Raw genomic sequence first — 23,782 nt, 5'->3', positions numbered from 1 at the left:
TCCTATGAGCGGGGACGGCGGCGTGCGCGCCTGGACGGGCACCCGCTTCTCCCCCGTCGACGAGCCGGTCGGCGCCACCCTCGCCGCCGACTCGTGGCTGAGCGTCGACGGCGCGGTGCTCGCGTTCGAGCGGCACCGGGCGCGCTTCGCGGATGCCGTGGCCGACGCGGGCGGGAGCCGGCACGACGCGCTCGCCGCGGCCGACGCCGTCGCGCAGCTCGTTCCCGTCGGGCGCTGGTCGCCGCGCCTCGACCTGACCCCCGCCGGGATCCGCCTGCGCCTCCGCACGCCGCCGCCCGCGGGCGGCACGGTCGAGGTCGTCACCGCGTCGCGCGACCCGCGCACGCTGCCGCTGCGGAAGGGCCCCGACCTCGCCGCGCTCGGCGACCTGCAGGCCGAGGAGCGGGCGCGCGTGGGCGCCGACGTCGAGCCCGTGCTCATGCACGAGGGGCTCGTCGCCGAGGGCACCTGGTCGGCGCTCGTGTGGTGGCGCGGCGACGCGCTGCACGTGCCGGATGCCGCGATCCCGCGGCTGCCGTCGGTCACCGCCGCGGTGCTCGCCGAGCTCGCCCGGGAGGCGGGCGTCGCGCTGCGCGAGGAGCGGGCGCGACCCGAGGACCTCGCGGGCGCGGAGGTGTGGCTCGCGAACGCGCTGCGCGGCATCCGCGTCGTCTCCGCATGGCACGGCGGCCCCGCGCTCGCCCCCGGCGACACCGGCCCGGGAAGCCGAGCCGCCGCCTGGCGGGCAGTCCTCGAGGCTGCCCGCACGAACCCGGCGGGCCGGCCGTGATCGACGACCTCATCGACGTCGCGCTCGAGACGATCGGCTCGATCGACCCGTGGCTGCGCACCCTCATCGCCGGGCTCGCGATCCTGCTCGAGACGAGCGTGCTGCTGGGGCTCGTGGTGCCCGGCGACACGATCGTCATCATCGCGGCGCTCGCCGTCGAGGAGTGGCCGTGGTGGCTCGCGCTCATCGGCGCGACCGTGGTCGGCGCGCTCTGCGGCGAGACCATCGGCTTCGCGATCGGCCGGTGGCTCGGGCCCTCGATCGACCGGTGGCTCGCCCGCCGCTGGCCGCGCGCCTCGGAGCGCTGGCGCCGCACCGAGCGCTACCTCTCCCGCCGCGGCGGCATCGCCATCTTCCTCTCGCGGTTCCTGCCGGTCGCGCACTCGCTCGTGCCGCTCATCGTCGGCGGCGCGGGCATGCCGTACCGGCGCTTCCTCGCGTGGACGCTCCCCGCGTGCGTGCTGTGGGCGAGCGCCTACGCCACCGCGGGCTGGCTCGCCGGCGGCACGTACCGCGAGCTCGCCGACGAGCTCCACGGCGCCGGCTTCGTGCTCGTCGGCGCGGTCGTCGCGTTCCTGCTGCTCGTGTGGCTCGTGAAGCACCTCGTCTCGCGGGGCGAGGCGCGCCACATGGAGGACTGAGCCCGCCCCGCGCTCACGCGGCGCGCACCGCGACCATGCGATCGACGAGGTCGGCCGGCAGGGGCGTGTGGCTGATGGCGAGCACGATGCGGCCGTCGCCGCGGGCAGCTTGGAGGATGTCGCGGAGCATCGGCTCGGCGAGCTCGCGGTCGACGGATGCGGTGGGCTCGTCGAGCACGAGGACGCGCACGTCGGCGAGCAGCGCGCGGGCGAGCGCGATGCGCTGCGCCTGCCCGCCGGAGACGAGGCCGCCGCGCTCCCCCAGCTGCGTCGAGAGCCCGTCGCGCTCGCGCGCCCAGTCGGCGAGACCGACCCGCTCGAGCACCGCCCACAGCTCGGCGTCGTCGGCGGTGTCGCGGGCGAAGCGCAGGTTCTGCTCGAGGTCCTCGTCGAAGATGTGCGGGCGCTGCTCGACCAGCAGCACCGAGCGACGCAGCGCGTCGGGGTCGGTGCCGCGCACATCGCGCCCGCCGATGCGGTAGCCGCCGGTCGACTCGAGCAGCCGCACGAGCGCGAGCGCGAGGGTCGACTTGCCGGCGCCCGAGGGGCCGACGACCGCGACGGTCTCGCCCGGCTGCGCGACGAGGTCGACCGGCCGGAAGGCGGGCGCGCGCCCGGGCCACGCGGCCTGCAGGCCCGAGAGCTCGAGCGCGCCCGACGGCGGCACCGCGTCGCCGCCGTCGGCGGGCACGGCGGCCGCCGAGGCCTCGTCGGGCAGTGCCTCGGCGACCCGCTCGGCGGCGGCGCGCGACTCTCTCCAGGCGATCACCGCCGGCGGCACGGCGCCCCACACCTCGAAGACCGCGAGCCCGATGAGCGCCACGAGCGCGGCGAGCGGGCCCGAGAGGCGGCCCTCCGCGACCGCCGGGGCCGCGATGAGCACGGCGGCGAGCACGCTGCCGCCGGCGGCGAGCGCGATGAGCCCGGCTCCTGCCCCGGCGGCGAGCGCGTGCCGGCGGGCGCGGCGCGCGAGCTCGGCGTCGAGCGCCTCGAGCGCGCGGCGCCGCTCGCGCTCCGCACCGTAGGCGCGCAGCAGGTCGAGGGCGCGCACGTGGTCGACGAGCGCCGCCTCGAGCCGCGACCGCAGCGGCCCGAGCGCCGCGTCGGCGCTGCCGGCGATGCGCGCGGTCACGAGCGCCGCGAGCCCTCCCGCGACGACAACGGCCACGAGCAGCGCCGCCCCGGCGGCGGGCAGGATCCATGCCACGGTCGCGATCGCGAGCCCGACCGCGATGCCGCTCGCCGTCAGCGGCCCGACGACGCGCAGCGGCCAGTCCTGCAGCCGGTCGACGTCGCCCACGAGCCTCGGCATGAGCTCGCTCGAGCGGCCGACCCCGACGGGCGCCACCGGCCGCAGCCGGTCGAAGGCCGCGCGCCGGGCCGAGCCGAGCATCCGGAACGCCGCCTCGTGCGAGACGAGCCGCTCGAGGTAGCGACCGGCGGCGCGGCCGATGGCGAAGGCGCGCACGCCCACGATCGCCATCTGCAGGTGCAGGATCGGCGGCTGGGCCGACGCGGCGGCGAGCAGCCAGCCGGCGGTGGCCATGAGCGCGATCGCGAGCGTCGCGGTGAGCGCCGCCGCCGCGATGCCGCCGGCCATGCGCCGCCGCTGGCCGAGGGTCCTGAGCACCTCGCGGCCGGTCACGCGGCCACCTCCGCGCCCAGTCGCACGACCCGGTCGGCGGCCGCGATCACCGCGGGCCGGTGGCTCGCGACGAGCACGATCGCCCCGTCGTCGGCCGCCGCGCGCAGCCCATCGAGCACCCGCAGCTCGCTGTCGGCGTCGAGCGCGCTCGTGGGCTCGTCGACGAGCAGCACGGCGGCGCCGGTCGCGACGCGGTGGAGCGCCCGCGCGAGCACCACGCGCTGCGCCTGGCCGCCTGAGAGCCCGAGCGAGCCGCCGGTCGCCGGCTCGAGCCGGGCCTGCAGTTCGACGGCGATGCCGGCGCGGGCGAGCGCGGCCTCGACGGCGCGGTCGACTTCGGCGGCGCTGTCGGTTCCGGCGGCGCTGCCGGATGCGTCGGGCCGGCCGAGCGCGACGTTGTCGCGCACCGTGCCGGTCACCACGGCGTCCCAGGCGCCCTGCGGCGCCCAGGCCAGCGCCGACGCATCCGGCACCGCGCCGTCGAGGCCGACCCGGCCGCGCGCCGGGGCGAGGCCGAGCAGCCCCGCGAAGGCGCTCGACTTGCCCGCGCCCGACGCCCCGGCGAGCACCACGAGCTCGCCGGGCATCGCGCGCAGCGACACCGGCGGCAGCCAGCGCTCCCCGCGGCGCACCTCGAGCGACTCGACGACGAGGCCGGGCCCGGCGGCGGGCGCCGGCCGCACGGTGCTCGCCGGCGCCTCGATGAGGTCGAGCACCGCGCGGGACGCCTCGAGGCCCTCGGTCGACGCGTGGTACGCGGCCCCGACCTGCCGGACCGGCAGGAACGCATCCGGCACCAGGATGAGCACGCTGAAGGCGAGCCCGAGCGCGATGTCGCCCTCGACGAGTCGGATGCCGACCGAGACGGCGACGAGCGCCACCGAGAGCGCACCGGCGAGCTCGAGCACCATCGACGACACGAACGAGACGCGCAGCACCGCCATCGTGCGCTCGCGGTGCTGGTCGCTCAGCGCGTCGACGCGCGCGGCCGCGCGCCGGTCGCGGCCGAACAGCCGCAGCGTCGCGAGCCCCTCGAGGGTGTCGAGCCACGAGCGGGCGAGCTTGGCGGTGGACGCCCACTGCTCGCGCTGCAGCCGCTCGGTCGCGAGGCCGATGAGCACCATGAAGACGGGGATGAGCGGCAGGCACAGCAGCACCGCGATGCCGCTGAAGGGGTCTTGCAGCCACAGCGCCGCGACCACGATCGGCGTCGCGACGACCGTGCGCACGAGCTGCGGCAGGAACTGGCCGAACCAGCCGTCGAGCGCAGCGAGCCCCCGGCCGAGCGCCGTCGCGGTGTCGGCGGCCCCGGCGGGGCTGCCGTGCTCGCCGATGCGCGCGAGCGCCGCGGTGCGCAGCTGCGACTGCACTCGCGCGGCGGCTGCCGGCGCCAGGGAGCCCGACAGCCACGCGGTCGCGGCCCGCACGAGCACGGCGACCGCCGCGAGCGCGACGTCGGGCACGACCGACGCCGGCGGCGCTCCCTGCACGACGGCGCCGATCGCGTGCCCCGCGAACCACGCGAACGCGACGATCGCCCCCGTCTGCACGAGCGCGACGACCCCCTCCCGCAGCAGGTGAGCTCGCGCGCCGGGGGCGTGCCGCAGCAGGCGCGGATCGAGCGGGGCGCGGCTGGCGCGCGCGGGCGGCTGCGGCCGGTGGGCCCTCGGCACGTCGGCGATCGGGAGGCTCGGCTCGGTCAGTGCGCTGCCGCTTCGACGGCCGCGACGGTGACGCGCCGGCGGAAGACCCAGTAGGTCCACGCCTGGTAGGCCAGCACGAGCGGCAGGCAGATGAGCGCCGCCCACGTCATCACCTCGAGCGTGTAGGGGCTCGAGGAGGCGTTCGCGACGGTGAGCCCGACGAAGTCGGCGGTCGGGTTCGACGCCGGCATGACGAACGGCCCGCCCGCGCGAGTCAGCAGCGAGCCGAAGAGCGCGAGCACGGCGAAGGCGACGGTCGCGGCGGTGAGGGCGAACGCGCGCCCGTCGCGGCCCACGCCGTTCATGAGCCAGGCGCCCACGAGCGCCACCGCGGCGAGCGCCGAGAGCACGACGACGAGCGGCGTGGGGTTCTGGGCGACCGTCCACGCGAGGAACACGACGGCGACGACGCCGGTGCCGAGCAGCGCCCGGCCGGCGAGCGCGTGCGCGCGCTGCTTGAGGTCGCCGTCGGTCTTGAGCGCGAGGAACACGGCGCCGTGCGCCAGGAAGAGCCCGAGCGTCGTGATGCCGCCGAGCAGCGCGTAGGGGCTCAGCAGCGACAGCAGGCCGCCGGTCATGAGCGCTCCGCCCTGGTGCGGCTCCATCGGCAGGCCCTGGGCGAGGCTCGCGAACGCGACGCCCCACAGCAGCGCCGGGATGGCGGAGCCGACGACGATGCAGAGGTCCCAGCCCGCGCGCCAGCGGGCCGAGTCGCGCTGGTGCCGGAACTCGAAGGACACCGCGCGCACGATGAGGCCGAGCAGGAGCACGAGGAGCGCGAGGAAGAACCCCGAGAACATCGTCGCGTACCACTCGGGGAACGCGGCGAACAGGCTCGCGCCGGCCACGATCAGCCAGGTCTCGTTGAGGTCCCACACCGGCCCGATGGCGTTGATGATGCGGCGCCGGTCGGTCTCGGAGCGCCCGAGCACGGGCAGGCTCATGCCGACGCCGAAGTCGAAGCCGTCGAGCACGAAGTACATGACGAACATGAACCCGATGAGCAGGAACCAGATGAGCGAGAGGTCCATCGCCGCCTCCTAGTAGACCGTCACCGGCTGCGCGGGCCGGCCGGTCTCGTCGAGCTCGGGGGCGTCGGCCGGGCCGCGCTGGGCCGCGCGCTGCATGAGGCGGAACTCGATGACGCCGAGGATGCCGTAGATGAAGGTGAAGGCGATGAGCGAGGTGAGCACCTCGGCGCCGGTGACGCCCGGGCTCACGCCGTCCTCGGTGCGCATCTGCGAGAAGACGAGCCACGGCTGCCGGCCCATCTCGGTGAAGATCCACCCGACGGTCATGCCCAGCAGCGGCAGCGGCAGGCTCCAGATCGCGACCGTCCACACCCAGCGCGGCAGATCGACGCGGCCCTTGCGCGTGAGCCACAGGCCCACGAGCGCGATGCCGAACGAGAGGAAGCCGAGGCCCATCATCCAGCGGAACGACCAGTACGTGACCCAGATGATGGGCGTGTAGTCGGCCTCGCCCCAGAGGGCGGTGTACTCGGCCTGCAGGTCGTTGATGCCCTCGACGGTGCCGAGCGGGTCGTGCGTCGACAGCAGCGCGAGCAGGTAGGGCACGCGCACCGAGAAGATCTCGTGCTCGCCGTCGGGGGTGCCGAGGCTGAAGAGGGAGAAGGATGCGTCGTAGCCGGAGGCCGTGTCGTAGAGGGCCTCGGCGGCGGCCATCTTCATCGGCTGGGCGGCGACCATCGCGAGCGACACCATGTCGCCGGTGACGAACGTGAGCATGCCGCCGCCGACGACGCTCCAGAGGCCGACGCGAAGCGACCGGTGCATCATCCCGGTGTGCTGGCCGCGCTTGAGGTGCCAGGCCGAGACGCCGACCATCACCGCGCCCGCCACCATCACGGAGGCGAACATCGTGTGCGGGAACGACGCGAGCGCGACGGGGTTGGTGAGCACCGCGCCGATGTCGGTCAGCTCGGCGCGCTGCCGGTCCTCGTTGATCACGAACCCGACGGGGTTCTGCATGAAGGCGTTCGCCGCGAGGATGAAGTAGGCGCTCGCCATCGTGCCCAGCGCCGTCATGTAGATCGTGAGCAGGTGCACCTTGGGCGAGAGCCGGTTCCAGCCGAAGATCCACAGGCCGATGAACGTCGCCTCGAAGAAGAAGGCGATGAGCCCCTCGAAGGCGAGCGGGGCGCCGAAGACGTCGCCGATGAACCGCGAGTAGTCGGACCAGTTCATGCCGAACTGGAACTCCTGCACGATGCCCGTCGCGACGCCGATCGCGAAGTTGATGAGGAAGAGCTTCCCGAAGAAGTGCGTCAGCCGCAGGTGCTCGACGTTGCCGGTGCGCACCCACGCGGTCTGGAAGCCCGCCGTGAGCCAGACCATGCCCAGGGTGATGGGCACGAACAGGAAGTGGTAGACCGTCGTCAGCCCGAACTGCCACTGGGACAGGACGAGCGGATCGAGCTCCTGCGCGAGGGGGACGATGGGCATGGGCCGCCTTTCGACACCCTCCATTCAACGCCGGTCGCCCATCGATCGGCAAAGACACGCCGAGCGCTATCTGATCCCTCCCGGGTCCCCGAGGGAGGGGTCGCTCAGGCCTCGCCGAAGGCGGCCGTGAGGTGCCGGAGCGCGCACTCGCGGCCGAGCTCGAGGTAGCGCGCATCGCCGTCGGCGTCGTGCAGGAACGCGTACGTCACGAGCGCGTCGAGCCCGCCGATCGCCTTCTCCAGGTCGATGCGGCCGGCGTCGTCGAGCTCGATCCCCCAGCGCTCCCGCACGTGGGCCTCGACGACCGCGGCGAACTGCGGCGCGACCGGCTCGCGGTGCTGCGGGCCGAGGTCGAGGCCCTCGCCGGCGCGCAGCGAGCGGAACGACGGCAGCTCGCGGAAGATCTCGATCATCGTGTCGAAGAGCGCCTCCGCGGCCTCCTGCCACGTCTCGTGCGGCATCGCCAGCACCCGCCCGACGGCGTGCCGCATCCGCTCGTGGTTGCGCTCCGCGAGCGCGACGAGCACCGCGACGCGGTCGGGGAAGTAGCGGTAGACGGTGCCGATCGAGGCGCCGGCGCGCTCGGCGACCAGCGCGGTCGTCAAGTGCTCGATGCCGTGCTCGACGACGACCGCCGCCGCGGCGTCGAGCAGTGCCTCGACCCGCTGCGCCGCCCGGGCCTGCACCGGCTCGTGGCGGACGGTGACCGACGGGACTGACGGCCCGTCGTCGCTGCGATCGTTCATGGGCACATCATCTCGCATGGCGGCGCCGCGAGGTGAGACCCTTTCATCCATGTGCGGCCGCTACGTCCTCGCCACCCCCACGCCCGACCTCGTGGCGCTCTTCGAGATCGACGAGGCGGGCGCCGACCTGCCCGAGCCCAGCTGGAACATCCCGCCGACGACACAGGTGCCGATCGTGGTCGAGCCGCGGCCACGCGACGACGCGCCGCCCGCGCGACGGCTCGAGTCGGCCCGCTGGGGGCTCGTGCCCGCGTGGGCCGACGACGTCTCGGTCGGCCAGCGCGCCTTCAACGCCCGCAGCGAGACCGCGGCCTCGAAGCCGATGTTCCGGGATGCGGTGCGCGAGCGGCGCGCACTGGTGCCGGCCGACGGGTGGTACGAGTGGCGGCGCGCCGGCGACGAGAAGACGCCGTTCTACATCCACGGCGACGCGCCCATCGCGTTCGCCGGCCTGTACGCGTGGTGGAAGCAGCCCGACGGCACGTGGCTCCTCTCGACCAGCATCCTCACCACGGCGTCGGCCGGGCAGCTCGCCGGCATCCACGAGCGCATGCCGCTCGTGGTCTCGCCCGAGCTGCGCGACGCGTGGCTCGACCCGACCGAGGACGGCGAGGCCGCCCTCGAGGCGGTCGTCGCCGAGGCGCCGGACGTCGTCGCCTCGCTCGCGCTGCACCCGGTCGACCGACGGGTGGGCAGCGTGCGCGAGCAGGGGTCCGACCTCATCGCGCCCGCTCCCACCGAGTAGGGTCGAGTCGCATCCACGGCTCGGGAGGTCACGCATGGAGGAGCTCGATCCGCTCGCGCGCATCCCTGAGCCGATCAAGCACACCGCGGCGCGCGTCGAGGACTGGCTGCACGAGCAGCGCGAGGCCATCGCGCTGCGCGCCGGCCGGCTGCCCGCGATCGTCGCCTACCCCGGGTACGGCGGCGACGGCTGGGTGCGCGTGCTCGCGCGCGTGCTGCTCGTGGAGCCCGGCGGCGAGCGCGGCGCGCAGTACGAGGACGTGCGCGGCTGGCGCTCGTTCACGTCGCTCTCCCTCAACGACGTCGACGTCACGATCGAGGGCGGGGGCGTGCGGCACGTGGTGACCGCCGACCGCGGCGGCGTGCTCGACGCCATCGTGCCCATCCGCCTCGATCCCGGCTGGCAGGAGGTGACGGTGTCGGTGCCCGGCTCCGCGCCCGTCGTCGCGCCGGTCTTCGTCGTCGATCCCGCCACGCGCTTCGGCATCGTCAGCGACATCGACGACACGGTGATGGTGACGTCGCTCCCCCGGCCGCTGCTCGCCGCCTGGAACGCCTTCGTGCTCGACGAGCACGGGCGCACGCCGGTCCCCGGCATGGCCGTGCTCTACGAGCGCATCGCGCAGCAGCACCCGGGCAGCCCCTTCATCTACCTCTCGACCGGTGCCTGGAACGCGGCGCCCGCGCTCACGCGCTTCCTCTCGCGCAACCTCTACCCCGCCGGCAGCCTGCTGCTGACCGACTGGGGGCCCACGCACGACCGCTTCTTCCGCTCCGGCAAGGAGCACAAGCGCGCGCAGCTGCGGCGGCTCGCGCGCGAGTTCCCGCACATGCAGTGGCTGCTCGTCGGCGACGACGGCCAGCACGACGAGGAGCTCTACGGCGAGTTCGCGAACGCCCACCCGCAGAACGTGCGGGCCGTGGCGATCCGCGCGCTGTCGACGCAGGAAGCGGTGCTGGCCGGTGGCCGCAAGCACGCCGAGACGCGGTCGATGCACCCGTGGGTGTGGTCGTCGAACGGCGGCGGCCTGGCGAAGGAGCTCGGCGCCATCCCCGAGCTCGCGGTGCTGTGACGCCGTGAGGCTGCAGATCTCGGGCACCCACGACGGGCCGCGCGCCATCGCGGTCGCGGCCATCCGCGACGCCGCGGGGCGGCTGCTCGTCACGAGCGCGGGCGTCGAGGGTCGCACCTACGCCCGGCCGCCGGGCGGCGGCATCGACCTCGGCGAGCGGGCGGCGGATGCGGTGGTGCGGGAGCTGCGCGAGGAGCTCGGCCTCGAGGCGGTCGAGCCGCGGCTGCTCGGCGTGCTCGAGAGCCCGCTGCGGCTGCCGCAGGGCCTGCGCCACGAGATCGTGTTCGTCTTCGAGGTGCACGTCGACGCGGAGGCGATCCTGCCGTGCACGACCGACGCCGGCCATCCGGTGTGGTGGCTGACCGCCGAGCACCGCGCCGACCCCGACCTCACGCTCGTGCCCGAGGGGCTCACCGAGCTGCTCGGCCTCGATTGACCGAGCGCCTGCCTAGCGGGCGAGCACCTCGCCCGCGTGCCCCGAGGCACGCACCCAGCCGCCGGCCTCGGTGACGCGCACTGGCGCGTCGCCCAGGAAGCGCATGGCCACGAGCGCCGCCGCCTGCCCGGCGGTCAGCCCGCTCGGGTCGACCGCGCGCGCCCAGACCGCGCGCTCCGCGCGGCGCCGCACCGCCTCGCCCGGCGAGCGCGGCAGCGCGGCCTCGACGTCGGCCGCCGCCTGCGCGGCGAGCGCCCGCACCGCCTCCGCATCGACGTCGCCCGCGTGCGCCCAGCCGCCCCGCGGCGGCGAGACGGCCGCCCACGCCGGGCGACCCACGGCATCCGGCACCTCGACGTCGGCGCCCTCGCGCAGCGCGTCGCGCAGCGCCGGCAGCGCCACGACGCCGTCGAACCTCGCCGGCTCGCGCATGCGCGACGCCCGCGCGACGAGGATCGTCGGGCCGGTGTCGAGCAAGCCGCTCGAGGCGGTCATGGGCGTGGTCAGCAGCGCGACGTCGCCGTCGGCCGCGAGCCGCACCGTGCCGTCGCCGAAGACGGCGGCGCGGTCGAGCAGGAGGACGAGGTCGGCGCGGGCGCGCTCGTCGAGGGAGAGGATGGCGTGCATGCGCTCCCTAGACTAGAGCGGCCCCGTCGGGCACCGTTCGAGAGGACCCGCATGACCGAGCGCATCCGCATCCTGCTGGAGACCCTGGCCCTGGCCGAGACGGGCGCCCGCACGAGCGAGGACATCTTCACCGGCACGAGCCACCCGATGCCGTTCGGCCGCGTGTTCGGCGGCCAGGTCATGGCGCAGGCCGTCGTCGCCGCGCAGCGCACGGTCGCCGAGGCGCGGCGCATCCACTCGGTGCACGGCTACTTCGTGCGGCCGGGCGACGTCGAGCTGCCGATCACGCTCGCCGTCGAGCGCATCCACGACGGCCGCTCGTTCTCGACGCGGCGCGTGCAGGCCTACCAGCAGGGCGTGCCGATCATGTCGATGATCTCGTCCTTCCAGGACGACGACCCCGGCCCCAGCTCGCAGCACACGATGCCGGAGGGCCTGCCGCGGCCCGAGGAGCTGCCGAGCTCGGAGGACCTCCTCGCGCCCTACGCCGGCCACCCGCAGGCGCGCGCCGTCATCGCCCGCCCCTTCGACATCCGCCACGTCGAGGGGCCCGTCTACGTGCCCGACCCCACGCGCCCCCGGCACGGCAAGCAGCACGTCTGGATCAAGGCGAAGGACCGCCTGCCCGACGACGACGCGCTGCACCGCGCGGCGCTCGCCTACCTCTCCGACTACGCGATCCTCGAGCCGATCGTGCGCATGCACGGCGCCGCCTGGGCGACGCCCGGGCTCAAGGCCGCGAGCCTCGACCACGCCGTCTGGTGGCACCGGCCGGCGCGGGTCGACGAGTGGCTGCTGCTCGAGCTCGAGACGAGCTCCTCCGGCGGCGGTCGCGGCCTCGCGAACGGCTTCGTCTACACGGCCGACGGCACCCACGTCGCGACGATCGCGCAGGAGGGCATGGTGCGCGTGCCCGAGCAGCCGGGCGACCCCGCATGAGGGTCGAGCCGATCGCCCCCGCCGAGGCCATGCGCACCCTGCGCGACGCGCTGCCGCTGCGCACCGAGCGCCTCGTGCTGCGCACGCTCCGGCCCGACGACCTCGACGCCGTGCGCGACTACCGCAACGCCCCCGGGCAGCGGCGCTGGACCTACAACCGCGACCAGACCGAGGCCGAGCTCATGGCCTGGACGGCCGGCGGCGCCCCCGTCTACCTGCGCGACGGCGACGCGGCGCAGCTGGGCATCGAGCTCGACGGCCGGCTCGTCGGCGACCTCATGCTGCGCATCACGAGCCTCGCCGGCCGGCAGTTCGAGCTCGGCTGGATGATCGCCGCCGACGCGCAGGGCAAGGGCATCGCCACCGAGGCCGCGCGGGCGGCGCTGCAGCTCGCGTGGGCGATGGGCGCGCACCGCGTGATCGCCGACCTCGACGAGGAGAACGTCGCCTCGCGGATCGTGGCCGAGCGGCTCGGCATGGCGGTCGAGGCGCGACTGGTCGAGAACGAGGTCAACCCGGCCACCGGCGAGCTCGGCACCGCGCTCATCCTCGCCGTCCGGCGCGACGCGGCATAGCGACGGCGCCCCGTCCGGAGGCGGGGCGCCGTGCGCTCAGGGCTCGTACTCGGGGCTAGTTCTCGGGGAAGCCGAGGTTCAGGCCGCCGTGGCTCGGGTCGAGCCAGCGGCTCGTGACGACCTTCTCGCGCGTGTAGAACTCGAACGCGTGCTTGCCGTAGGCCTTGCCCTGGCCGAAGATCGAGCGCTTCCAGCCGCCGAACGAGTGGTAGCCGACGGGCACCGGGATCGGCACGTTGATGCCGACCATGCCCACCTGCACCTCGTTCTGGAACCGGCGCGCGGCGCCGCCGTCGTTCGTGAAGATGGCGGTGCCGTTGCCGTAGGGGTTGCTGTTGATGAGCTCGAGGCCCTCCTCGTAGGAGGCCACGCGCACGACCGAGAGCACCGGCCCGAAGATCTCCTCCTTGTAGGCGGCGGAGTCCGTCGGCACGTTGTCGATGAGCGTCGGCTTCAGCCAGAAGCCGTTCGGGTCGCCGTCGACCTCGGGGTCGCGGCCGTCGACGACCAGGTCGGCGCCGTCGTCGGCGGCGGTCTGGATGTAGCCGGCCACCTTGTCGCGGTGCGCGCCGGTGATGAGCGGGCCCATGTCGTTGTCGCGCGTGCCGTCGCCCGTGCGGATCGCCGCCATCTTCTCCTTGATCTTGGCGGTCAGCTCGTCGGCGATCGAGTCGACGGCGACGACGACCGAGATCGCCATGCAGCGCTCGCCCGCCGAGCCGAAGCCCGCGTTCACGGCCGCGTCGGCGGTGACGTCGAGGTCGGCGTCGGGCAGCACGAGCATGTGGTTCTTCGCGCCGCCGAGGGCCTGCACGCGCTTGCCGTGCTTCGAGCCCGTCTCGTACACGTACTCGGCGATCGGCGTCGAGCCGACGAACGAGATCGCCTGCACGTCGGGGTGCGTCAGCAGCGTGTCGACGGCCTCCTTGTCACCGTGCACGACCGTGAGCACGCCGTCGGGCAGGCCGGCCTCCTGGAAGAGCTCGGCGATGAAGACCGCCGCCGACGGGTCCTTCTCGCTCGGCTTGATGACGACGCAGTTGCCCGCGGCGAGCGCGACCGGCGCGAACCACAGCGGGATCATCGCCGGGAAGTTGAACGGGCTGATGATCCCGACCACGCCGAGCGGCTGGCGCAGCGAGTAGACGTCGACGCCCGTCGACGCGTTCTCCGAGTACTCGCCCTTCGTGAGCAGCGGGAACGCGGTGGCGAGCTCGGCGACCTCGATGCCGCGCGCGATCTCGCCGAGCGCGTCGGAGTGCACCTTGCCGTGCTCGCGCGTGACGATCGTCGCGAGCTCGTCGCGGCGCTGCACGATGAGCTCGCGGAAGCGGAACATGATCGACTGCCGCTTCGCGATCGACAGGTCGCGCCAGGCGGGGAACGCCGCCTTCGCGGTCGCGATCGCCTCCGAGACCTCGTCGGCGCTCGCGAGGCCGACCTCCGACACGGCGACGCCGATCGCGGGGTTGAACACGGGCGCCGTGCGGCCGTGGCCCTCGCGGCGCCGGCCTGCGATCCAGTGCGGGATGCGGGTGGGGGCGGTGGACTGCTCGGTGGTCTCGACAGCGGTGTCGGTCATGGTGGGAGCTCCTCCAGAAGGGTGGCCTCGTTGCGCTGCCAGCCTACCGGCGGGCCTCAGCCCCGGCGGAACTCGACCGGCGCCTCCACGTAGGGCGCCCAGGCCTCCCGCTCCGCGTCGCTCAGCCGGCGCGGCCGGCCCGTCGACGCATCCAGCATCACCACGGTCGTCGCCGCCCGCGCGTACACCTCGGAGCGATCGGGCGAGAGTACCTCGTAGCAGACCTGCATGCTCGCGCCGCCGAGCTGCCCGACCCAGATGTCGACGACGATCGGCTCGCGGTGGTGCGGGATCTGCCCGAGGTACTCGGCCTCCTGCCGCGCGATGACGGTCACGCTCGTCGCGCCGGGCCCGGCATCGATGATCGCGGTGGTGGGCGAGCCCTCCGGCCCGCCCGCCCAGAACGCCGAGACGCGGGCCTCCTCGAGCAGGGTCAGCAGCGCCGCGTTGTTGACGTGCCCGTACGCGTCGAGGTCGGACCAGCGCACGCGCACCGGCACCGCGAGGCGCATCAGTCCCTCGTGAGCTTGCGGTACGCCGAGCGGTGGGGCTTCGCCGCCTCCGGGCCGAGCCGCTCGATCTTGTTCTGCTCGTAGGCCTCGAAGTTGCCCTCGAACCAGTACCACTCGGCCGGGTGCTCGTCGGTGCCCTCGTAGGCGAGGATGTGCGTGGCGATGCGGTCGAGGAACCACCGGTCGTGGGTGATCACGACGGCGCAGCCGGGGAACTCGAGCAGCGCGTTCTCGAGGCTCGAGAGCGTGTCGATGTCAAGGTCGTTCGTGGGCTCGTCGAGCAGCAGCAGGTTGCCGCCCTGCTTGAGCGTGAGCGCGAGGTTGAGGCGGTTGCGCTCACCGCCCGAGAGGACGCCGGCCTTCTTCTGCTGGTCCGGGCCCTTGAAGCCGAACTTGCTGACGTAGGCGCGCGACGGGATCTCGACGTTGCCGACCTGGATGTAGTCGAGCCCGTCGGACACGACCTCCCACAGGTTCTTGTTGGGGTCGATGTTGGAGCGGCCCTGGTCGACGTAGCTGAGCTTGACGGTCTCGCCGATCTTCAGGTCGCCGCCGTCGAGCGGCTCGAGGCCCACGATGGTCTTGAAGAGGGTGGTCTTGCCGACGCCGTTCGGGCCGATGACGCCGACGATGCCGTTGCGCGGCAGGCTGAACGACAGCCCGTCGATGAGCATGCGGTCGCCGAAGCCCTTCTCGAGGTCGTTCGCCTCGAGCACGATCGAGCCGAGGCGCGGGCCCGGCGGGATCTGGATCTCCTCGAAGTCGAGCTTCTTGGTGCGCTCGGCCTCGGTCGCCATCTCCTCGTAGCGGGCGAGGCGGGCCTTCGACTTCGCCTGGCGGCCCTTCTGGTTGCTGCGCACCCAGTCGAGCTCCTCGGAGAGGCGCTTCGCGAGCTTGGCGTCCTTCTTGCCCTGCACCTGCAGTCGCTCGGCCTTCTTCTCGAGGTAGGTCGAGTAGTTGCCCTCGTACGGGTAGAGGCGGCCGCGGTCGACCTCGCAGATCCAGCCCGCGACGTGGTCGAGGAAGTACCGGTCGTGGGTGACGGCCATGACCGCGCCGGGATACTTGGCAAGGTGCTGCTCGAGCCACAGCACGCTCTCGGCGTCGAGGTGGTTGGTGGGCTCGTCGAGCAGCAGCAGGTCGGGCTTCTCGAGCAGCAGCTTGCACAGCGCCACGCGGCGCTTCTCGCCGCCGGAGAGGGTGGTGACCGGCCAGTCGCCGGGCGGGCAGCGCAGCGCGTCCATCGCCTGCTCGAGCTGGGAGTCGAGGTCCCACGCGTCGGCCGCGTCGATCTGCTCCTGCAGCGTGCCCATCTCGGTCATGAGCGCGTCGAAGTCGGCGTCGGGGTTCGCCATCTCGGCCGAGATCTCGTTGAAGCGCGCGATCTTCGCCATCATCGGGCCGAAGGCCTCCTGCACGTTCTCGAGCACGGTCTTCGACTCGTCGAGCTCGGGCTCCTGCATGAGGATGCCGACCGAGTAGCCGGGCGAGAGCTTTGCCTCGCCGTTCGAGGGCGTGTCGAGGCCGGCGATGATCTTCAGGATCGTCGACTTGCCCGCGCCGTTGGGGCCGACCACGCCGATCTTCGCGCCGGGGATCACCGCGGTCGTGACGTCGTCGAGGATCACCTTGTCGCCCACCGTCTTGCGGGCGCGCACGAGGGAGTAGATGTATTCGGCCATGCCCTCAGTCTACGGTGACGATCTCCCCCACCAGGCACCGGCCGCTGCCGAGCGCGCTCGCCCGGACGGCGGTCGCCTCGCCCTCGCCGACGCTGCCGACGAGGCATCCGTCGCGCTCCCTGACCGCGATCTGCACGAACGTGACGGGCGCGCCGAGCGAGTCGACCTCGCGCGTGCGCTCGATCGCCGACCGCTCGAAGCCAGCGGCCTCGACCGCCGCCACGAGCGCGTCGGGGGCGCTCGGCGACTGCCCCTCGAGCGCCGAGCGGAAGACGGCGAGCGCCTCGTCGCCCTCGTCCGAGGGTGCGGGAGCGTCGGCGAGGCCGCCGGCCTCCGGCGATGCCGCGGGGACCGGCTCAGCCGGCCCCGGCGACGACGCGCAGCCGGCGAGGACGAGCGAGGCGAGCAGCACGACTGCCGCGAGCTGGCGCACGCGCCCTCCTCCACCTGCCGGACCGGACGGCCCCAGCCTAGGGCTCAGAAGGGCGGATCGGCGTCGGCTCCGGGCGCGAGCCACTGCTCGGCGCCTGCGCCGACCAGTGCCGGCGCAGGCGCCTGCGCCTCGCGGTCGGCGGGTGCCGGCTCGCGGTGCTCAGCGTCGGGCTGCGGCTGCCGGCGCTCGCGCGTCACCGGGCCGACGCGCAGCGAATGCCCGACGTGCTCGGCGCGGATCTTGACGCTCGTGCCGCGCTTGTCGCCCGACTCCCACTGGTCGACCTTGAGCTTGCCGAGCACGACGACGAGGTCGCCCTTGCGCAGCGACGATCCGACGTGCTCGGCGAAGCCGCCCCACGCCTCGACGGAGAACCAGTTGGTGTGGGCGTCGACCCACTGCTCGTCCTCCTTGCGGCGACTCGTGCTCGCGAGCCGGAACTCGGCCACGCGGTCGCCGTTGACGGTCTTCACGATCGGGTCGCCTCCGAGGGACCCGACGACGGTGATTGCATCGTTCATGCCGCGAGGATGCACCGCGGTGCTCGGCGCGCGGGCGCGGCCGGGCCCGAGCTGTGGAGAACCCCGATCAGCCGCGCAGGTACTCGGCGAAGCCGGCGCGGATCTTGTTGACCTTCGGCACCGCGACGGCGAGGCAGTAGCCCTGCGTCGGGTTCTTCGCGAAGAAGTCCTGGTGGTGCTCCTCGGCGTCGAAGAACTCGCCGAGCGGCTCGAGCGTCGTGACGATCTCGCCCGGCCACCACTCGCCGGCGCGCGCGATCGCGGCCTCGAAGGCCTCGCGCTCGGCGTCGTCGCGGTAGAACATCGCCGACCGGTACTGCGTGCCGACGTCGTTGCCCTGCCGGTTGAGCTGCCGCGGGTCGTGCATCGTGAAGAACATGTCGAGCACGACCTCGGTCGGCAGCCGCTCCTCGTCGTAGACGACCTTGACGGCCTCGGCGTGCCCGGTGGTGCCGGTGCACACGAGGTCGTAGCTCGGGTGGGCGACGGAGCCGCCGGTGTAGCCGGAGACGACCTCCTCCACGCCCTCGACGACGCGGTACGCCGCGTCGAGGCACCAGAAGCAGCCACCGGCAAGCACGATCTCACGCATGCGTCGAGCCTAGACGGCGAGCCTGTGCGCACCCCATGCCCGCGGGCGCGCCCGCGGCATGTGGGTGGCCGCTCGTAGCGTCGGTGGTGCGGAAGGAGTCGCGATGGCCATCATGAGCAGCACCCAGCGGGGCACAGCCCCTCGAGCGGCGCACGTCGCCACGCGCCGCGTGCGCGACGACCTCTGGCGCGTGGTGAGCGCATCCGGCCTCGCCCTCGGCTACATCGCGCGCGTCGACGGGCCGGGCGGCCCCGCGTTCGAGTCGCGCCGCCTGCTGCCGGGCGGCACCACCCTGCTGCCGATCGGACGCGGCTGGTCGCTCGACGACGCGCTCGCCTGCTTCACCGGCCCCTGATGCCGGCCGCCAACATGCGAGGAGCGGGGCCGGGGCGTGCGCCCCGACCCCGCTCCGCAGGTGTGTGCCGCCGGCTCAGGCCGCGACGGGGGCCTGCTGGATCGCCGAGATCTCGATCTCGATGTCGACGTCGTCCGACAGCATGACGCCACCGGTCTCGATGGCGACGTTCCAGCTGATGCCGAAGTCGCTGCGCTTGATGCGCGTGCGGGCCGAGGCGCCGGCGCGGGTGTTGCCCCACGTGTCGGGGCCGATGCCGCCGAACTCGAGCAGCAGCGAGACGGGCTTCGTCACGCCGCGCAGCGTCAGGTCGCCGTCGACGTAGAGGTCGTCGCCGTCGACGCGCGCGCCAGTGGAGACGAAGGTCCACTCGGGGTGCTCCTCGATCGCGAAGAAGTCGTTCGAGCGCAGGTGCTGGTCGCGGTCGGCGTTCTTGGTGTTGATCGTCGACGGGTCGACGGTCGCCGTGATCGACGACTCCTCGGGCTGCTCGGCGAGCACGATGGTGCCCTCGAGGCCCTCGATCTCGCCGCGGACCTTCGCCACCATCATGTGGCGCACGGAGAAGGTGACGTTCGAGTGCGAGCCGTCGATGACGTAGGTGCCGGGCTGATAGCCGGGGATGTTCTGCAGCATGGGAGCCTTTCGGTGAGTCGGAAGTCCTTCAGAATCGAACCAACCGGCGGCGACGCGATCGCATTCCCGATCCATCCGAGCATCCCCGCCGCTCACTCGCCGTGCAGGAGGTCCTTGCCCTCGCGGCGGTTGCGCAGCACGCGCGCGGTCACCCACCACGCGATCACGACGAGCACGACCGCGACGACCACCCACTGGAGCGTGTCCATGTAGGGCTCGATCACGTGGTAGTTCCGGCCGAGCGAGAAGCCGATCATGATGAAGATCGTGTTCCAGATGGCCGAGCCGACGAGCGTCAGGCCGAGGAACAGCGGCAGCGGCATGCGCTCGATGCCCGCCGGGATCGAGATGAGGCTGCGGAAGATCGGCAGGAACCGCCCGAAGAGCACCGTCTTCCAGCCGTGCCGCGCGAACCACGCGGTCGTCTTGTCGATGTCGCTCGCCCGCACGAGCGGCACGCGGCTCGCGATCCTCGCCAGCCGCTCGTGGCCGAGCCACCTGCCCAGCAGGTAGAGCGCGAGCGCGCCGACGACGGACCCGATGGTGGTCCAGATGATGGCCTCGGCGAGCGTGAAGCCGCCCTGCGCCGCGGTGAAGCCCGCGAGCGGCAGGATCACCTCGCTGGGGATCGGCGGGAACAGGTTCTCGGCGGCGATCGCGATCGCCGCACCGGGAGCGCCGACCGTCTCCATCAGGCTGACGGCCCAGCCGGCGACGCCGGTGAGGTCGTCGGCGGGCTGGGTCTGGGTGAGGACGTCGAGCATGGAGGGCATGTGCCCCCGGCAGGAGTCGAACCTGCGACCAAGAGATTAGAAGGCTCCTGCTCTATCCGCTGAGCTACGGGGGCGGGCACAGCGATTCTAAGCGGGGGCATCTGAGCCGATCCTGCGGCTGACGAGCGACGCCCGGTCGCGGCGCCGCCGGTCCTGGAGCCCGCGTCATGCCAGGCTAGGCTCATGACCGGCGCACTCCTGTTCGACATGGACGGCACGCTCATCGACTCGGAGCCCATGTGGCACGACGAGATGCGCCGATTCGCGCGGGCGCACCGCATCGAGTGGACGACCGAGGACTGCCACTGGACCACGGGGCGGCCGATGGTCGAGTGGGGCGAGCGGATGCGCGAGCGCGGCGTCGACATGGACCGAGCAGCGATCGTCGCCGAGATCGCCGGCGCCGTCGCGGCGGGCGTCCGGGAGGACGTGCCGTGGCTGCCGGGCAGCCTCGCGCTGCTCGAGCGCGTCGCCGAGCGCGGCATCCCCGCGGCGCTCATCACCAACGCATCGGGCGAGAACGCCCGCGCGCTGCTCGAGGCCGCGCCGAAGGGGGCGCTGCGGTTCGCGGTCTCGGCCGACGACGTGGAGCGGTCGAAGCCCGACCCCGAGCCCTACGCGCTCGCCGTCCGCCGGCTCGGCGCCGACGCATCCGCCTCGATCGCGTTCGAGGACTCGGGCAGCGGCGCGCGCTCGGCGGCGGCGGCCGGCGCCCGCCTGTGGTTCCTCACGACGCAACTGCCCCAGTCGCCGGTGCCTGCAGAGCGCACGATCGGCACCCTCGCCGACGTCGACTCCGACGAGCTCTTCGCCGCGCTCGGCTGAGCGCGGCGGCGCATACGATGAGGCTATGGCTGCGAGTGACCGGATCGTCTGGATCGACTGCGAGATGACGGGGCTCGACCCGAGCGTCGACGAGCTGGTGGAGATCGCGGTCGTCGTGACCGACTTCGAGCTCGAGGTGCTCGACCCGGGCCTGCAGATCGTGATCAAGCCCTCCGACGCGGCGCTCGAGCAGATGGGCGACTTCGTGCGGCAGATGCACGCGACGAGCGGCCTCGACGCCGAGATCCCGCACGGCATGCCGCTCGCCGAGGCCGAGCTCGAGGTGCTCGCCTACGTGCAGCGCTTCGTGCCGCTCGAGCGCACCGCGCCGCTCGGCGGCAACACGATCGGCACCGACCGCATGTTCCTCGCGCGCTACATGCCCGTGCTCGACGGCTTCCTGCACTACCGCTCGATCGACGTCTCGAGCATCAAGGAGCTCTCGCGCCGCTGGTTCCCGCGCGCCTACTTCCAGGCGCCCGAGAAGGCCGGCGGCCACCGCGCGCTCGCCGACATCCTCGAGTCGATCCGCGAGCTGCGCTACTACCGGCGCGCAGTGTTCACGGATGCGCCCGGCCGCGCGAGCGACGAGCTCCAGGCGATCGCGCGCGACGTCTCCGACGGGTTCGGGGCGCACCTGCCAGGGTGAGCCCCCGATGCGGCGATCCGGCCCCGGATGTCGTATGCTGTCCTGGTTGCGTTCTGAGCGCACATGGTGGGTATAGCTCAGTTGGTAGAGCGCCGCCTTGTGGTGGCGGATGTCGCGGGTTCAAGTCCCGTTACTCACCCAGATGAAGGCCCGGAGGAGATCCTCCGGGCCTTCACTCGTGCTCGGGCGCAGCATCCGGCGTGCGACGGATGCGGATCGGCCCGCGCGCGAGCTCGGGGTCGACCTCGCTCCCCCGCTGCGTGATCACGACCTCGCCGCGCTCGACGAGCCGCGCGGCGGCCGCCCGCGCGTCGTCCATGCGCGGCCGCCACGCCGCCGGGTCGTCGCCCGCGACGCGCCGTGCCGCATCGCTCGGGCAGATGGTGGCGCCGTCGCGGCGCTCGGCGAGCAGGGCGAGGATGGCCGACTCCATCGCGGCGCCGTCGGCGCTCATGCCTCGCGCGGCACGATCTCGCCGATCGGCTCGCGCTTCTCGGCCTGGAAGCGGTCCTCGGTGCGGCCGAGCGCCCAGTAGCCCGAGAGCGACACGCGGTCGCGGGGCAGCCCGCGCCGACCGAGCAGCTCGTCGCGCATCGCCTTCATCGACTCCCGCTCGCCGTGCACGAACGCGTGCACCCGGCCCTCCGGCAGCGCCAGCGCCGCGACGGCGTCGGCGAGCCGCCGTGTCGTCGCGGTGCTCGGCTCGCCGCGGTGCAGCCAGCGCACCTCGACGCCCGCCGGGTGCCGCAGCGGGATCTCCTCCGAGGCATCCCGCGCCTCGAGGATCGCGATGCCGCGCGCGTCGGCCGGCAGCGCCTCGAGCGCGCTCGCGATCGCGGGCAGCGCCGACTCGTCGCCCGCGAGCAGGTGCCAGTCGGCCGTCGGGTCGGGGGCGTAGGCGCCGCCGGGGCCGCTGAGCACCACGCGCTCCCCCGGCTGCGCCCGGGCCGCCCACGGGCCGGCGATCCCCGCGTCGCCGTGCACGACGACATCGATCGCGAGCGCGTCGTCGGCGACCGCGCGCACCGTGTAGGTGCGCGTGACCGGCAGGTCCTCGGGGGCGAGCGACTCGCGCAGCGCCGCGAGGTCGTAGGGCGGCTCGAGGCCGAGCTCGGGCTTCGCGAACGAGAGCTTCACGTAGGCGTCGGTGAACGCGTTGGGCGCGAACGTCGCGAACCCGCCCCCGCCGATCCACACGCGCACGAGGCTCGGACCGATGCGCTCGGTGCGGATGACCTCCATGACGTGCTGCGGACGCTTCGGGCGGGGCGGGCGGCCGGGGATGCTCATGGTGCTCCCGACGCTAGCAGCGGGCTCGCGCCCGGCGGCCGTCGATAGGCTCGAGCGCATCGCGCACAGCCGAGGGGGACGCATGCTCGAGATGGGCCACGAGGCGTTCGAGGAGCTCGTGACGGAGGTGCTCGACGCGCTGCCGGACGAGATGGTCGAGGATCTCGACAACGTCGTCTTCCTGGTCGAGGACGAGCACCCCGAGGAGGACCTGCTCGGCATCTACGAGGGCGTCGCGATCACCGATCGCGGGCAGTACGGCTTCGGCGAGCTGCCGGACCGGATCATGGTCTACCGGCTGCCGCACCTCGACGCGAGCGAGACGCTCGAGGAGCTGCGCGCCGAGGTGCGCACCACGCTCGTGCACGAGATCGCGCACTTCTACGGGATCGACGACGAGCAGCTCCACGAGCTGGGGTGGGCGTAGCCGCCCACCCCTGGGCCGCTATGCGGCAGGCGTCGCGTCGGCGAGCGCCGTGGTGTCGATGACGAAGCGGAACCGCACGTCGCCGTCGACCACCCGGTCGTACGCGGCATCCACGTCGTCGATGCCGATCCGCTCGATGACGGCGCCGATGCCGTGCTCGGCGCAGAAGTCGAGCATCTCCTGCGTCTGCCGGATGCCGCCGATGTTGGAGCCCGCGAGCACCTTGCCGCCCATGATGAGCGAGCCGAGGTGCAGCGGCTGCGGCGCCGGCGGCAGGCCGACGTTCACCATCGCGCCGTGCGGCTTGAGGATCGACAGGTAGGTGCCGAGGTCGAGGTCGGCGCTCACGGTGTTGAGGATGACGTCGAACTCGCCCTTGTGCGCCTCGGCCCAGCCGTCCTCGCCGGTCGCGATCGTGCTGGCGGCACCCAGCTCCTTCGCGAGCTCGGCCTTCGCGAGGCTGCGCGAGAGCACCGTGACCTCGGCGCCCTTCGCGGCCGAGAGCTGCACGCCCATGTGGCCGAGCCCGCCCAGGCCGACGACGGCCACCTTCTTGCCGGGGCCCACGCCCCAGCGGTCGATCGGCGAGTAGAGCGTGATGCCGGCGCAGAGCAGCGGCGCCGCGACGTCGAGCTCGAGCCCATCCGGGATGCGCAGCACGAAGCGCTCGTCGACCACGACGCGCTCGCTGTAGCCGCCCTGCGTGATGGTGCCGTCGCGGTCGACGGCGGCATAGGTGCCGACGGCGCCGTTCAGGCAGTCCTGCTCCTCGTCGGCGAGGCACTGCTCGCACTCGCCGCACGAGTCGACGAGGCAGCCGACGCCGACGCGGTCGCCGACGGCGTGGCGCGTGACCGCGTCGCCGACGGCCTCGACGATGCCCGCGATCTCGTGGCCGACCGTGAGCGGGAAGGGCGCGGCGCCCCACTCGTCGCGGATGGTGTGGATGTCGCTGTGGCAGATGCCGGCGGCCTGGATGGAGATGACCACGTCGTTCGGGCGCGGGTCGCGGCGCTCGATCGTGGCGACGCGGAACGGCTGGTCGGCTGCGGTCTTCTGCAGCGCCTTCGTCGGGATGGGCATGCGGCCTCCTCGAGGATCGTGCGGCATCGGCGGATGCC

General features: G+C 73.5%; 28 protein-coding genes and 2 tRNA genes. 12 read left to right on the top strand and 18 right to left on the bottom strand.

The features are described 5' to 3' along the window. Nucleotides 1-4 precede the first annotated feature (4 nt). Complete coding sequence (locus J2X49_RS08115; RefSeq protein WP_310124799.1) at nt 5-790, top strand: aminotransferase class IV; 786 nt, start codon at nt 5-7, stop codon at nt 788-790. After that, a complete protein-coding gene (locus tag J2X49_RS08110) occupies nt 787-1,431 on the top strand; it encodes a DedA family protein (protein WP_310124796.1) in 645 nt (214 codons plus the stop codon). The genes J2X49_RS08115 and J2X49_RS08110 overlap by 4 nt, the downstream gene beginning before the upstream one ends. A 13-nt stretch (nt 1,432-1,444) precedes the next feature. Here the strand turns inward: J2X49_RS08110 and cydC are convergent, their stop codons facing one another. The 5 genes from cydC to J2X49_RS08085 form a co-directional block, all read right to left on the bottom strand. Next, entirely contained in the window at nt 1,445-3,076 is a 1,632-nt protein-coding gene (gene cydC, locus J2X49_RS08105; protein WP_310124794.1) for a thiol reductant ABC exporter subunit CydC, read from the bottom strand. After that, a complete protein-coding gene (gene cydD / locus J2X49_RS08100; protein WP_310124792.1) occupies nt 3,073-4,749 on the bottom strand; it encodes a thiol reductant ABC exporter subunit CydD in 1,677 nt (558 codons plus the stop codon). Before cydD ends, cydC begins: the two co-directional genes overlap by 4 nt. 26 nt (nt 4,750-4,775) lie before the next feature. Beyond that, nucleotides 4,776-5,810 carry a cytochrome d ubiquinol oxidase subunit II gene (gene cydB, locus J2X49_RS08095; protein ID WP_128189621.1) on the bottom strand — a complete coding sequence of 345 codons (1,035 nt, stop codon included), beginning with the start codon at nt 5,808-5,810 and terminating at the stop codon, nt 4,776-4,778. A gap of 9 nt (nt 5,811-5,819) precedes the next feature. Then, a complete protein-coding gene (locus tag J2X49_RS08090; RefSeq protein ID WP_310124790.1) occupies nt 5,820-7,244 on the bottom strand; it encodes a cytochrome ubiquinol oxidase subunit I in 1,425 nt (474 codons plus the stop codon). A gap of 104 nt (nt 7,245-7,348) precedes the next feature. Next, complete coding sequence (locus J2X49_RS08085; RefSeq protein WP_192575870.1) at nt 7,349-7,990, bottom strand: TetR/AcrR family transcriptional regulator; 642 nt, start codon at nt 7,988-7,990, stop codon at nt 7,349-7,351. A 49-nt stretch (nt 7,991-8,039) separates the two neighbouring features. Here J2X49_RS08085 and J2X49_RS08080 point away from each other — a divergent pair, with 49 nt between their 5' ends. Genes J2X49_RS08080 through J2X49_RS08070 form a run of 3 tightly spaced genes read left to right on the top strand, consistent with a single transcriptional unit; the run spans nt 8,040 to nt 10,243 of the window. Beyond that, nucleotides 8,040-8,735 (top strand): SOS response-associated peptidase, encoded by a 696-nt coding sequence (locus tag J2X49_RS08080; protein WP_310124786.1) that lies wholly within the window; start codon nt 8,040-8,042, stop codon nt 8,733-8,735. Nucleotides 8,736-8,769: 34 nt separating this feature from the next. After that, on the top strand, nt 8,770-9,807 hold the full coding sequence (locus tag J2X49_RS08075) for an App1 family protein (protein WP_128189625.1): 1,038 nt from the start codon (nt 8,770-8,772) through the stop codon (nt 9,805-9,807). Between the two features lie 4 nt (nt 9,808-9,811). Continuing rightward, nucleotides 9,812-10,243, top strand: a complete 432-nt coding sequence (locus tag J2X49_RS08070; RefSeq protein WP_310124781.1) for an NUDIX domain-containing protein — start codon at nt 9,812-9,814, stop codon at nt 10,241-10,243. Nucleotides 10,244-10,255: 12 nt separating this feature from the next. Here the strand turns inward: J2X49_RS08070 and J2X49_RS08065 are convergent, their stop codons facing one another. Beyond that, nucleotides 10,256-10,870: a hypothetical protein gene (locus J2X49_RS08065; protein WP_310124779.1), complete on the bottom strand. Its 615-nt coding sequence runs from the start codon at nt 10,868-10,870 to the stop codon at nt 10,256-10,258. A 51-nt stretch (nt 10,871-10,921) separates the two neighbouring features. On the opposite strand from J2X49_RS08065, the gene J2X49_RS08060 reads away from it, so the two are divergent. Continuing rightward, nucleotides 10,922-11,809: an acyl-CoA thioesterase II gene (locus J2X49_RS08060; RefSeq protein WP_310124774.1), complete on the top strand. Its 888-nt coding sequence runs from the start codon at nt 10,922-10,924 to the stop codon at nt 11,807-11,809. Beyond that, a complete protein-coding gene (locus J2X49_RS08055) occupies nt 11,806-12,384 on the top strand; it encodes a GNAT family N-acetyltransferase (RefSeq protein ID WP_310124771.1) in 579 nt (192 codons plus the stop codon). Before J2X49_RS08060 ends, J2X49_RS08055 begins: the two co-directional genes overlap by 4 nt. A gap of 55 nt (nt 12,385-12,439) precedes the next feature. Here the strand turns inward: J2X49_RS08055 and J2X49_RS08050 are convergent, their stop codons facing one another. The 6 genes from J2X49_RS08050 to msrA all read right to left on the bottom strand — a co-directional run bounded on the left by J2X49_RS08050 (nt 12,440) and on the right by msrA (nt 17,706). Next, entirely contained in the window at nt 12,440-13,966 is a 1,527-nt protein-coding gene (locus J2X49_RS08050) for a CoA-acylating methylmalonate-semialdehyde dehydrogenase (protein WP_246991358.1), read from the bottom strand. 56 nt (nt 13,967-14,022) lie between these two features. Further along, complete coding sequence (locus tag J2X49_RS08045; protein WP_128190743.1) at nt 14,023-14,478, bottom strand: thioesterase family protein; 456 nt, start codon at nt 14,476-14,478, stop codon at nt 14,023-14,025. Further along, the gene (gene ettA, locus J2X49_RS08040; RefSeq protein WP_310124764.1) at nt 14,478-16,160 is read right to left on the bottom strand and encodes an energy-dependent translational throttle protein EttA; all 1,683 of its coding nucleotides are present in this window, start codon (nt 16,158-16,160) and stop codon (nt 14,478-14,480) included. Before ettA ends, J2X49_RS08045 begins: the two co-directional genes overlap by 1 nt. 4 nt (nt 16,161-16,164) lie before the next feature. Further along, entirely contained in the window at nt 16,165-16,593 is a 429-nt protein-coding gene (locus tag J2X49_RS08035) for a DUF6993 domain-containing protein (RefSeq protein ID WP_310124760.1), read from the bottom strand. A 44-nt stretch (nt 16,594-16,637) separates the two neighbouring features. Further along, a complete protein-coding gene (locus J2X49_RS08030; RefSeq protein WP_310124757.1) occupies nt 16,638-17,114 on the bottom strand; it encodes a single-stranded DNA-binding protein in 477 nt (158 codons plus the stop codon). A gap of 67 nt (nt 17,115-17,181) precedes the next feature. Beyond that, nucleotides 17,182-17,706 (bottom strand): peptide-methionine (S)-S-oxide reductase MsrA, encoded by a 525-nt coding sequence (gene msrA / locus J2X49_RS08025; RefSeq protein ID WP_310124753.1) that lies wholly within the window; start codon nt 17,704-17,706, stop codon nt 17,182-17,184. Between the two features lie 112 nt (nt 17,707-17,818). Between msrA and J2X49_RS08020 the strand changes: the two genes are divergently transcribed. After that, nucleotides 17,819-18,061 (top strand): hypothetical protein, encoded by a 243-nt coding sequence (locus tag J2X49_RS08020; protein WP_246991380.1) that lies wholly within the window; start codon nt 17,819-17,821, stop codon nt 18,059-18,061. A 75-nt stretch (nt 18,062-18,136) separates the two neighbouring features. Here the strand turns inward: J2X49_RS08020 and J2X49_RS08015 are convergent, their stop codons facing one another. The 3 genes from J2X49_RS08015 to J2X49_RS08005 form a co-directional block, all read right to left on the bottom strand. Beyond that, nucleotides 18,137-18,697 carry a YceI family protein gene (locus J2X49_RS08015; RefSeq protein WP_128190231.1) on the bottom strand — a complete coding sequence of 187 codons (561 nt, stop codon included), beginning with the start codon at nt 18,695-18,697 and terminating at the stop codon, nt 18,137-18,139. Between the two features lie 92 nt (nt 18,698-18,789). Beyond that, nucleotides 18,790-19,461, bottom strand: a complete 672-nt coding sequence (locus J2X49_RS08010; RefSeq protein WP_310124746.1) for a DedA family protein — start codon at nt 19,459-19,461, stop codon at nt 18,790-18,792. A 10-nt stretch (nt 19,462-19,471) separates the two neighbouring features. Then, nucleotides 19,472-19,544: transfer RNA gene (locus J2X49_RS08005), tRNA-Arg, on the bottom strand. A 109-nt stretch (nt 19,545-19,653) separates the two neighbouring features. Between J2X49_RS08005 and J2X49_RS08000 the strand changes: the two genes are divergently transcribed. The 3 genes from J2X49_RS08000 (at nt 19,654) to J2X49_RS07990 (ending at nt 21,083) form a co-directional block, all read left to right on the top strand. Beyond that, nucleotides 19,654-20,295, top strand: coding sequence for an HAD-IA family hydrolase (locus J2X49_RS08000; protein WP_310124743.1), 642 nt, complete (start codon nt 19,654-19,656; stop codon nt 20,293-20,295). 25 nt (nt 20,296-20,320) lie between these two features. Then, nucleotides 20,321-20,944 carry an oligoribonuclease gene (gene orn, locus J2X49_RS07995; protein ID WP_128190229.1) on the top strand — a complete coding sequence of 208 codons (624 nt, stop codon included), beginning with the start codon at nt 20,321-20,323 and terminating at the stop codon, nt 20,942-20,944. Between the two features lie 66 nt (nt 20,945-21,010). Next, nucleotides 21,011-21,083: transfer RNA gene (locus J2X49_RS07990), tRNA-His, on the top strand. Between the two features lie 33 nt (nt 21,084-21,116). Here the strand turns inward: J2X49_RS07990 and J2X49_RS07985 are convergent. After that, complete coding sequence (locus J2X49_RS07985; protein WP_310124735.1) at nt 21,117-21,398, bottom strand: DUF3253 domain-containing protein; 282 nt, start codon at nt 21,396-21,398, stop codon at nt 21,117-21,119. Further along, entirely contained in the window at nt 21,395-22,234 is an 840-nt protein-coding gene (locus J2X49_RS07980) for a siderophore-interacting protein (RefSeq protein WP_310124732.1), read from the bottom strand. The genes J2X49_RS07985 and J2X49_RS07980 overlap by 4 nt, the downstream gene beginning before the upstream one ends. Before the next feature lie 82 nt (nt 22,235-22,316). Here J2X49_RS07980 and J2X49_RS07975 point away from each other — a divergent pair, with 82 nt between their 5' ends. After that, nucleotides 22,317-22,661, top strand: coding sequence for a metallopeptidase family protein (locus J2X49_RS07975; RefSeq protein ID WP_128190524.1), 345 nt, complete (start codon nt 22,317-22,319; stop codon nt 22,659-22,661). An 18-nt stretch (nt 22,662-22,679) separates the two neighbouring features. Here the strand turns inward: J2X49_RS07975 and J2X49_RS07970 are convergent, their stop codons facing one another. Next, on the bottom strand, nt 22,680-23,744 hold the full coding sequence (locus J2X49_RS07970; protein WP_246991428.1) for an NAD(P)-dependent alcohol dehydrogenase: 1,065 nt from the start codon (nt 23,742-23,744) through the stop codon (nt 22,680-22,682). Nucleotides 23,745-23,782: the final 38 nt, after the last annotated feature.

The organism is Agrococcus sp. BE272, from assembly GCF_031457935.1.
GTDB lineage: Bacteria > Actinomycetota > Actinomycetes > Actinomycetales > Microbacteriaceae > Agrococcus > Agrococcus sediminis.
Note: the sequence above shows the minus strand (reverse complement) of the source record. Positions and strands in the feature narration are given on the sequence as shown.

Excerpts from the sequence above, each read along its gene's own strand:
- J2X49_RS08115 (WP_310124799.1), top strand. The coding sequence starts at position 5 with ATGAGCGGGGACGGCGGCGTGCGCGCCTGGACGGGCACCCGCTTCTCC.
- cydB (WP_128189621.1), bottom strand. The coding sequence starts at position 5,810 with ATGGACCTCTCGCTCATCTGGTTCCTGCTCATCGGGTTCATGTTCGTC.
- J2X49_RS08090 (WP_310124790.1), bottom strand. The coding sequence starts at position 7,244 with ATGCCCATCGTCCCCCTCGCGCAGGAGCTCGATCCGCTCGTCCTGTCC.
- J2X49_RS08085 (WP_192575870.1), bottom strand. The coding sequence starts at position 7,990 with ATGAACGATCGCAGCGACGACGGGCCGTCAGTCCCGTCGGTCACCGTC.
- J2X49_RS08080 (WP_310124786.1), top strand. The coding sequence starts at position 8,040 with ATGTGCGGCCGCTACGTCCTCGCCACCCCCACGCCCGACCTCGTGGCG.
- J2X49_RS08075 (WP_128189625.1), top strand. The coding sequence starts at position 8,770 with ATGGAGGAGCTCGATCCGCTCGCGCGCATCCCTGAGCCGATCAAGCAC.
- J2X49_RS08065 (WP_310124779.1), bottom strand. The coding sequence starts at position 10,870 with ATGCACGCCATCCTCTCCCTCGACGAGCGCGCCCGCGCCGACCTCGTC.
- J2X49_RS08060 (WP_310124774.1), top strand. The coding sequence starts at position 10,922 with ATGACCGAGCGCATCCGCATCCTGCTGGAGACCCTGGCCCTGGCCGAG.
- J2X49_RS08055 (WP_310124771.1), top strand. The coding sequence starts at position 11,806 with ATGAGGGTCGAGCCGATCGCCCCCGCCGAGGCCATGCGCACCCTGCGC.
- J2X49_RS08050 (WP_246991358.1), bottom strand. The coding sequence starts at position 13,966 with ATGACCGACACCGCTGTCGAGACCACCGAGCAGTCCACCGCCCCCACC.
- J2X49_RS08045 (WP_128190743.1), bottom strand. The coding sequence starts at position 14,478 with ATGCGCCTCGCGGTGCCGGTGCGCGTGCGCTGGTCCGACCTCGACGCG.
- ettA (WP_310124764.1), bottom strand. The coding sequence starts at position 16,160 with ATGGCCGAATACATCTACTCCCTCGTGCGCGCCCGCAAGACGGTGGGC.
- J2X49_RS08030 (WP_310124757.1), bottom strand. The coding sequence starts at position 17,114 with ATGAACGATGCAATCACCGTCGTCGGGTCCCTCGGAGGCGACCCGATC.
- msrA (WP_310124753.1), bottom strand. The coding sequence starts at position 17,706 with ATGCGTGAGATCGTGCTTGCCGGTGGCTGCTTCTGGTGCCTCGACGCG.
- J2X49_RS08020 (WP_246991380.1), top strand. The coding sequence starts at position 17,819 with ATGAGCAGCACCCAGCGGGGCACAGCCCCTCGAGCGGCGCACGTCGCC.
- J2X49_RS08015 (WP_128190231.1), bottom strand. The coding sequence starts at position 18,697 with ATGCTGCAGAACATCCCCGGCTATCAGCCCGGCACCTACGTCATCGAC.
- J2X49_RS08010 (WP_310124746.1), bottom strand. The coding sequence starts at position 19,461 with ATGCTCGACGTCCTCACCCAGACCCAGCCCGCCGACGACCTCACCGGC.
- J2X49_RS08000 (WP_310124743.1), top strand. The coding sequence starts at position 19,654 with ATGACCGGCGCACTCCTGTTCGACATGGACGGCACGCTCATCGACTCG.
- orn (WP_128190229.1), top strand. The coding sequence starts at position 20,321 with ATGGCTGCGAGTGACCGGATCGTCTGGATCGACTGCGAGATGACGGGG.
- J2X49_RS07985 (WP_310124735.1), bottom strand. The coding sequence starts at position 21,398 with ATGAGCGCCGACGGCGCCGCGATGGAGTCGGCCATCCTCGCCCTGCTC.
- J2X49_RS07980 (WP_310124732.1), bottom strand. The coding sequence starts at position 22,234 with ATGAGCATCCCCGGCCGCCCGCCCCGCCCGAAGCGTCCGCAGCACGTC.
- J2X49_RS07975 (WP_128190524.1), top strand. The coding sequence starts at position 22,317 with ATGCTCGAGATGGGCCACGAGGCGTTCGAGGAGCTCGTGACGGAGGTG.
- J2X49_RS07970 (WP_246991428.1), bottom strand. The coding sequence starts at position 23,744 with ATGCCCATCCCGACGAAGGCGCTGCAGAAGACCGCAGCCGACCAGCCG.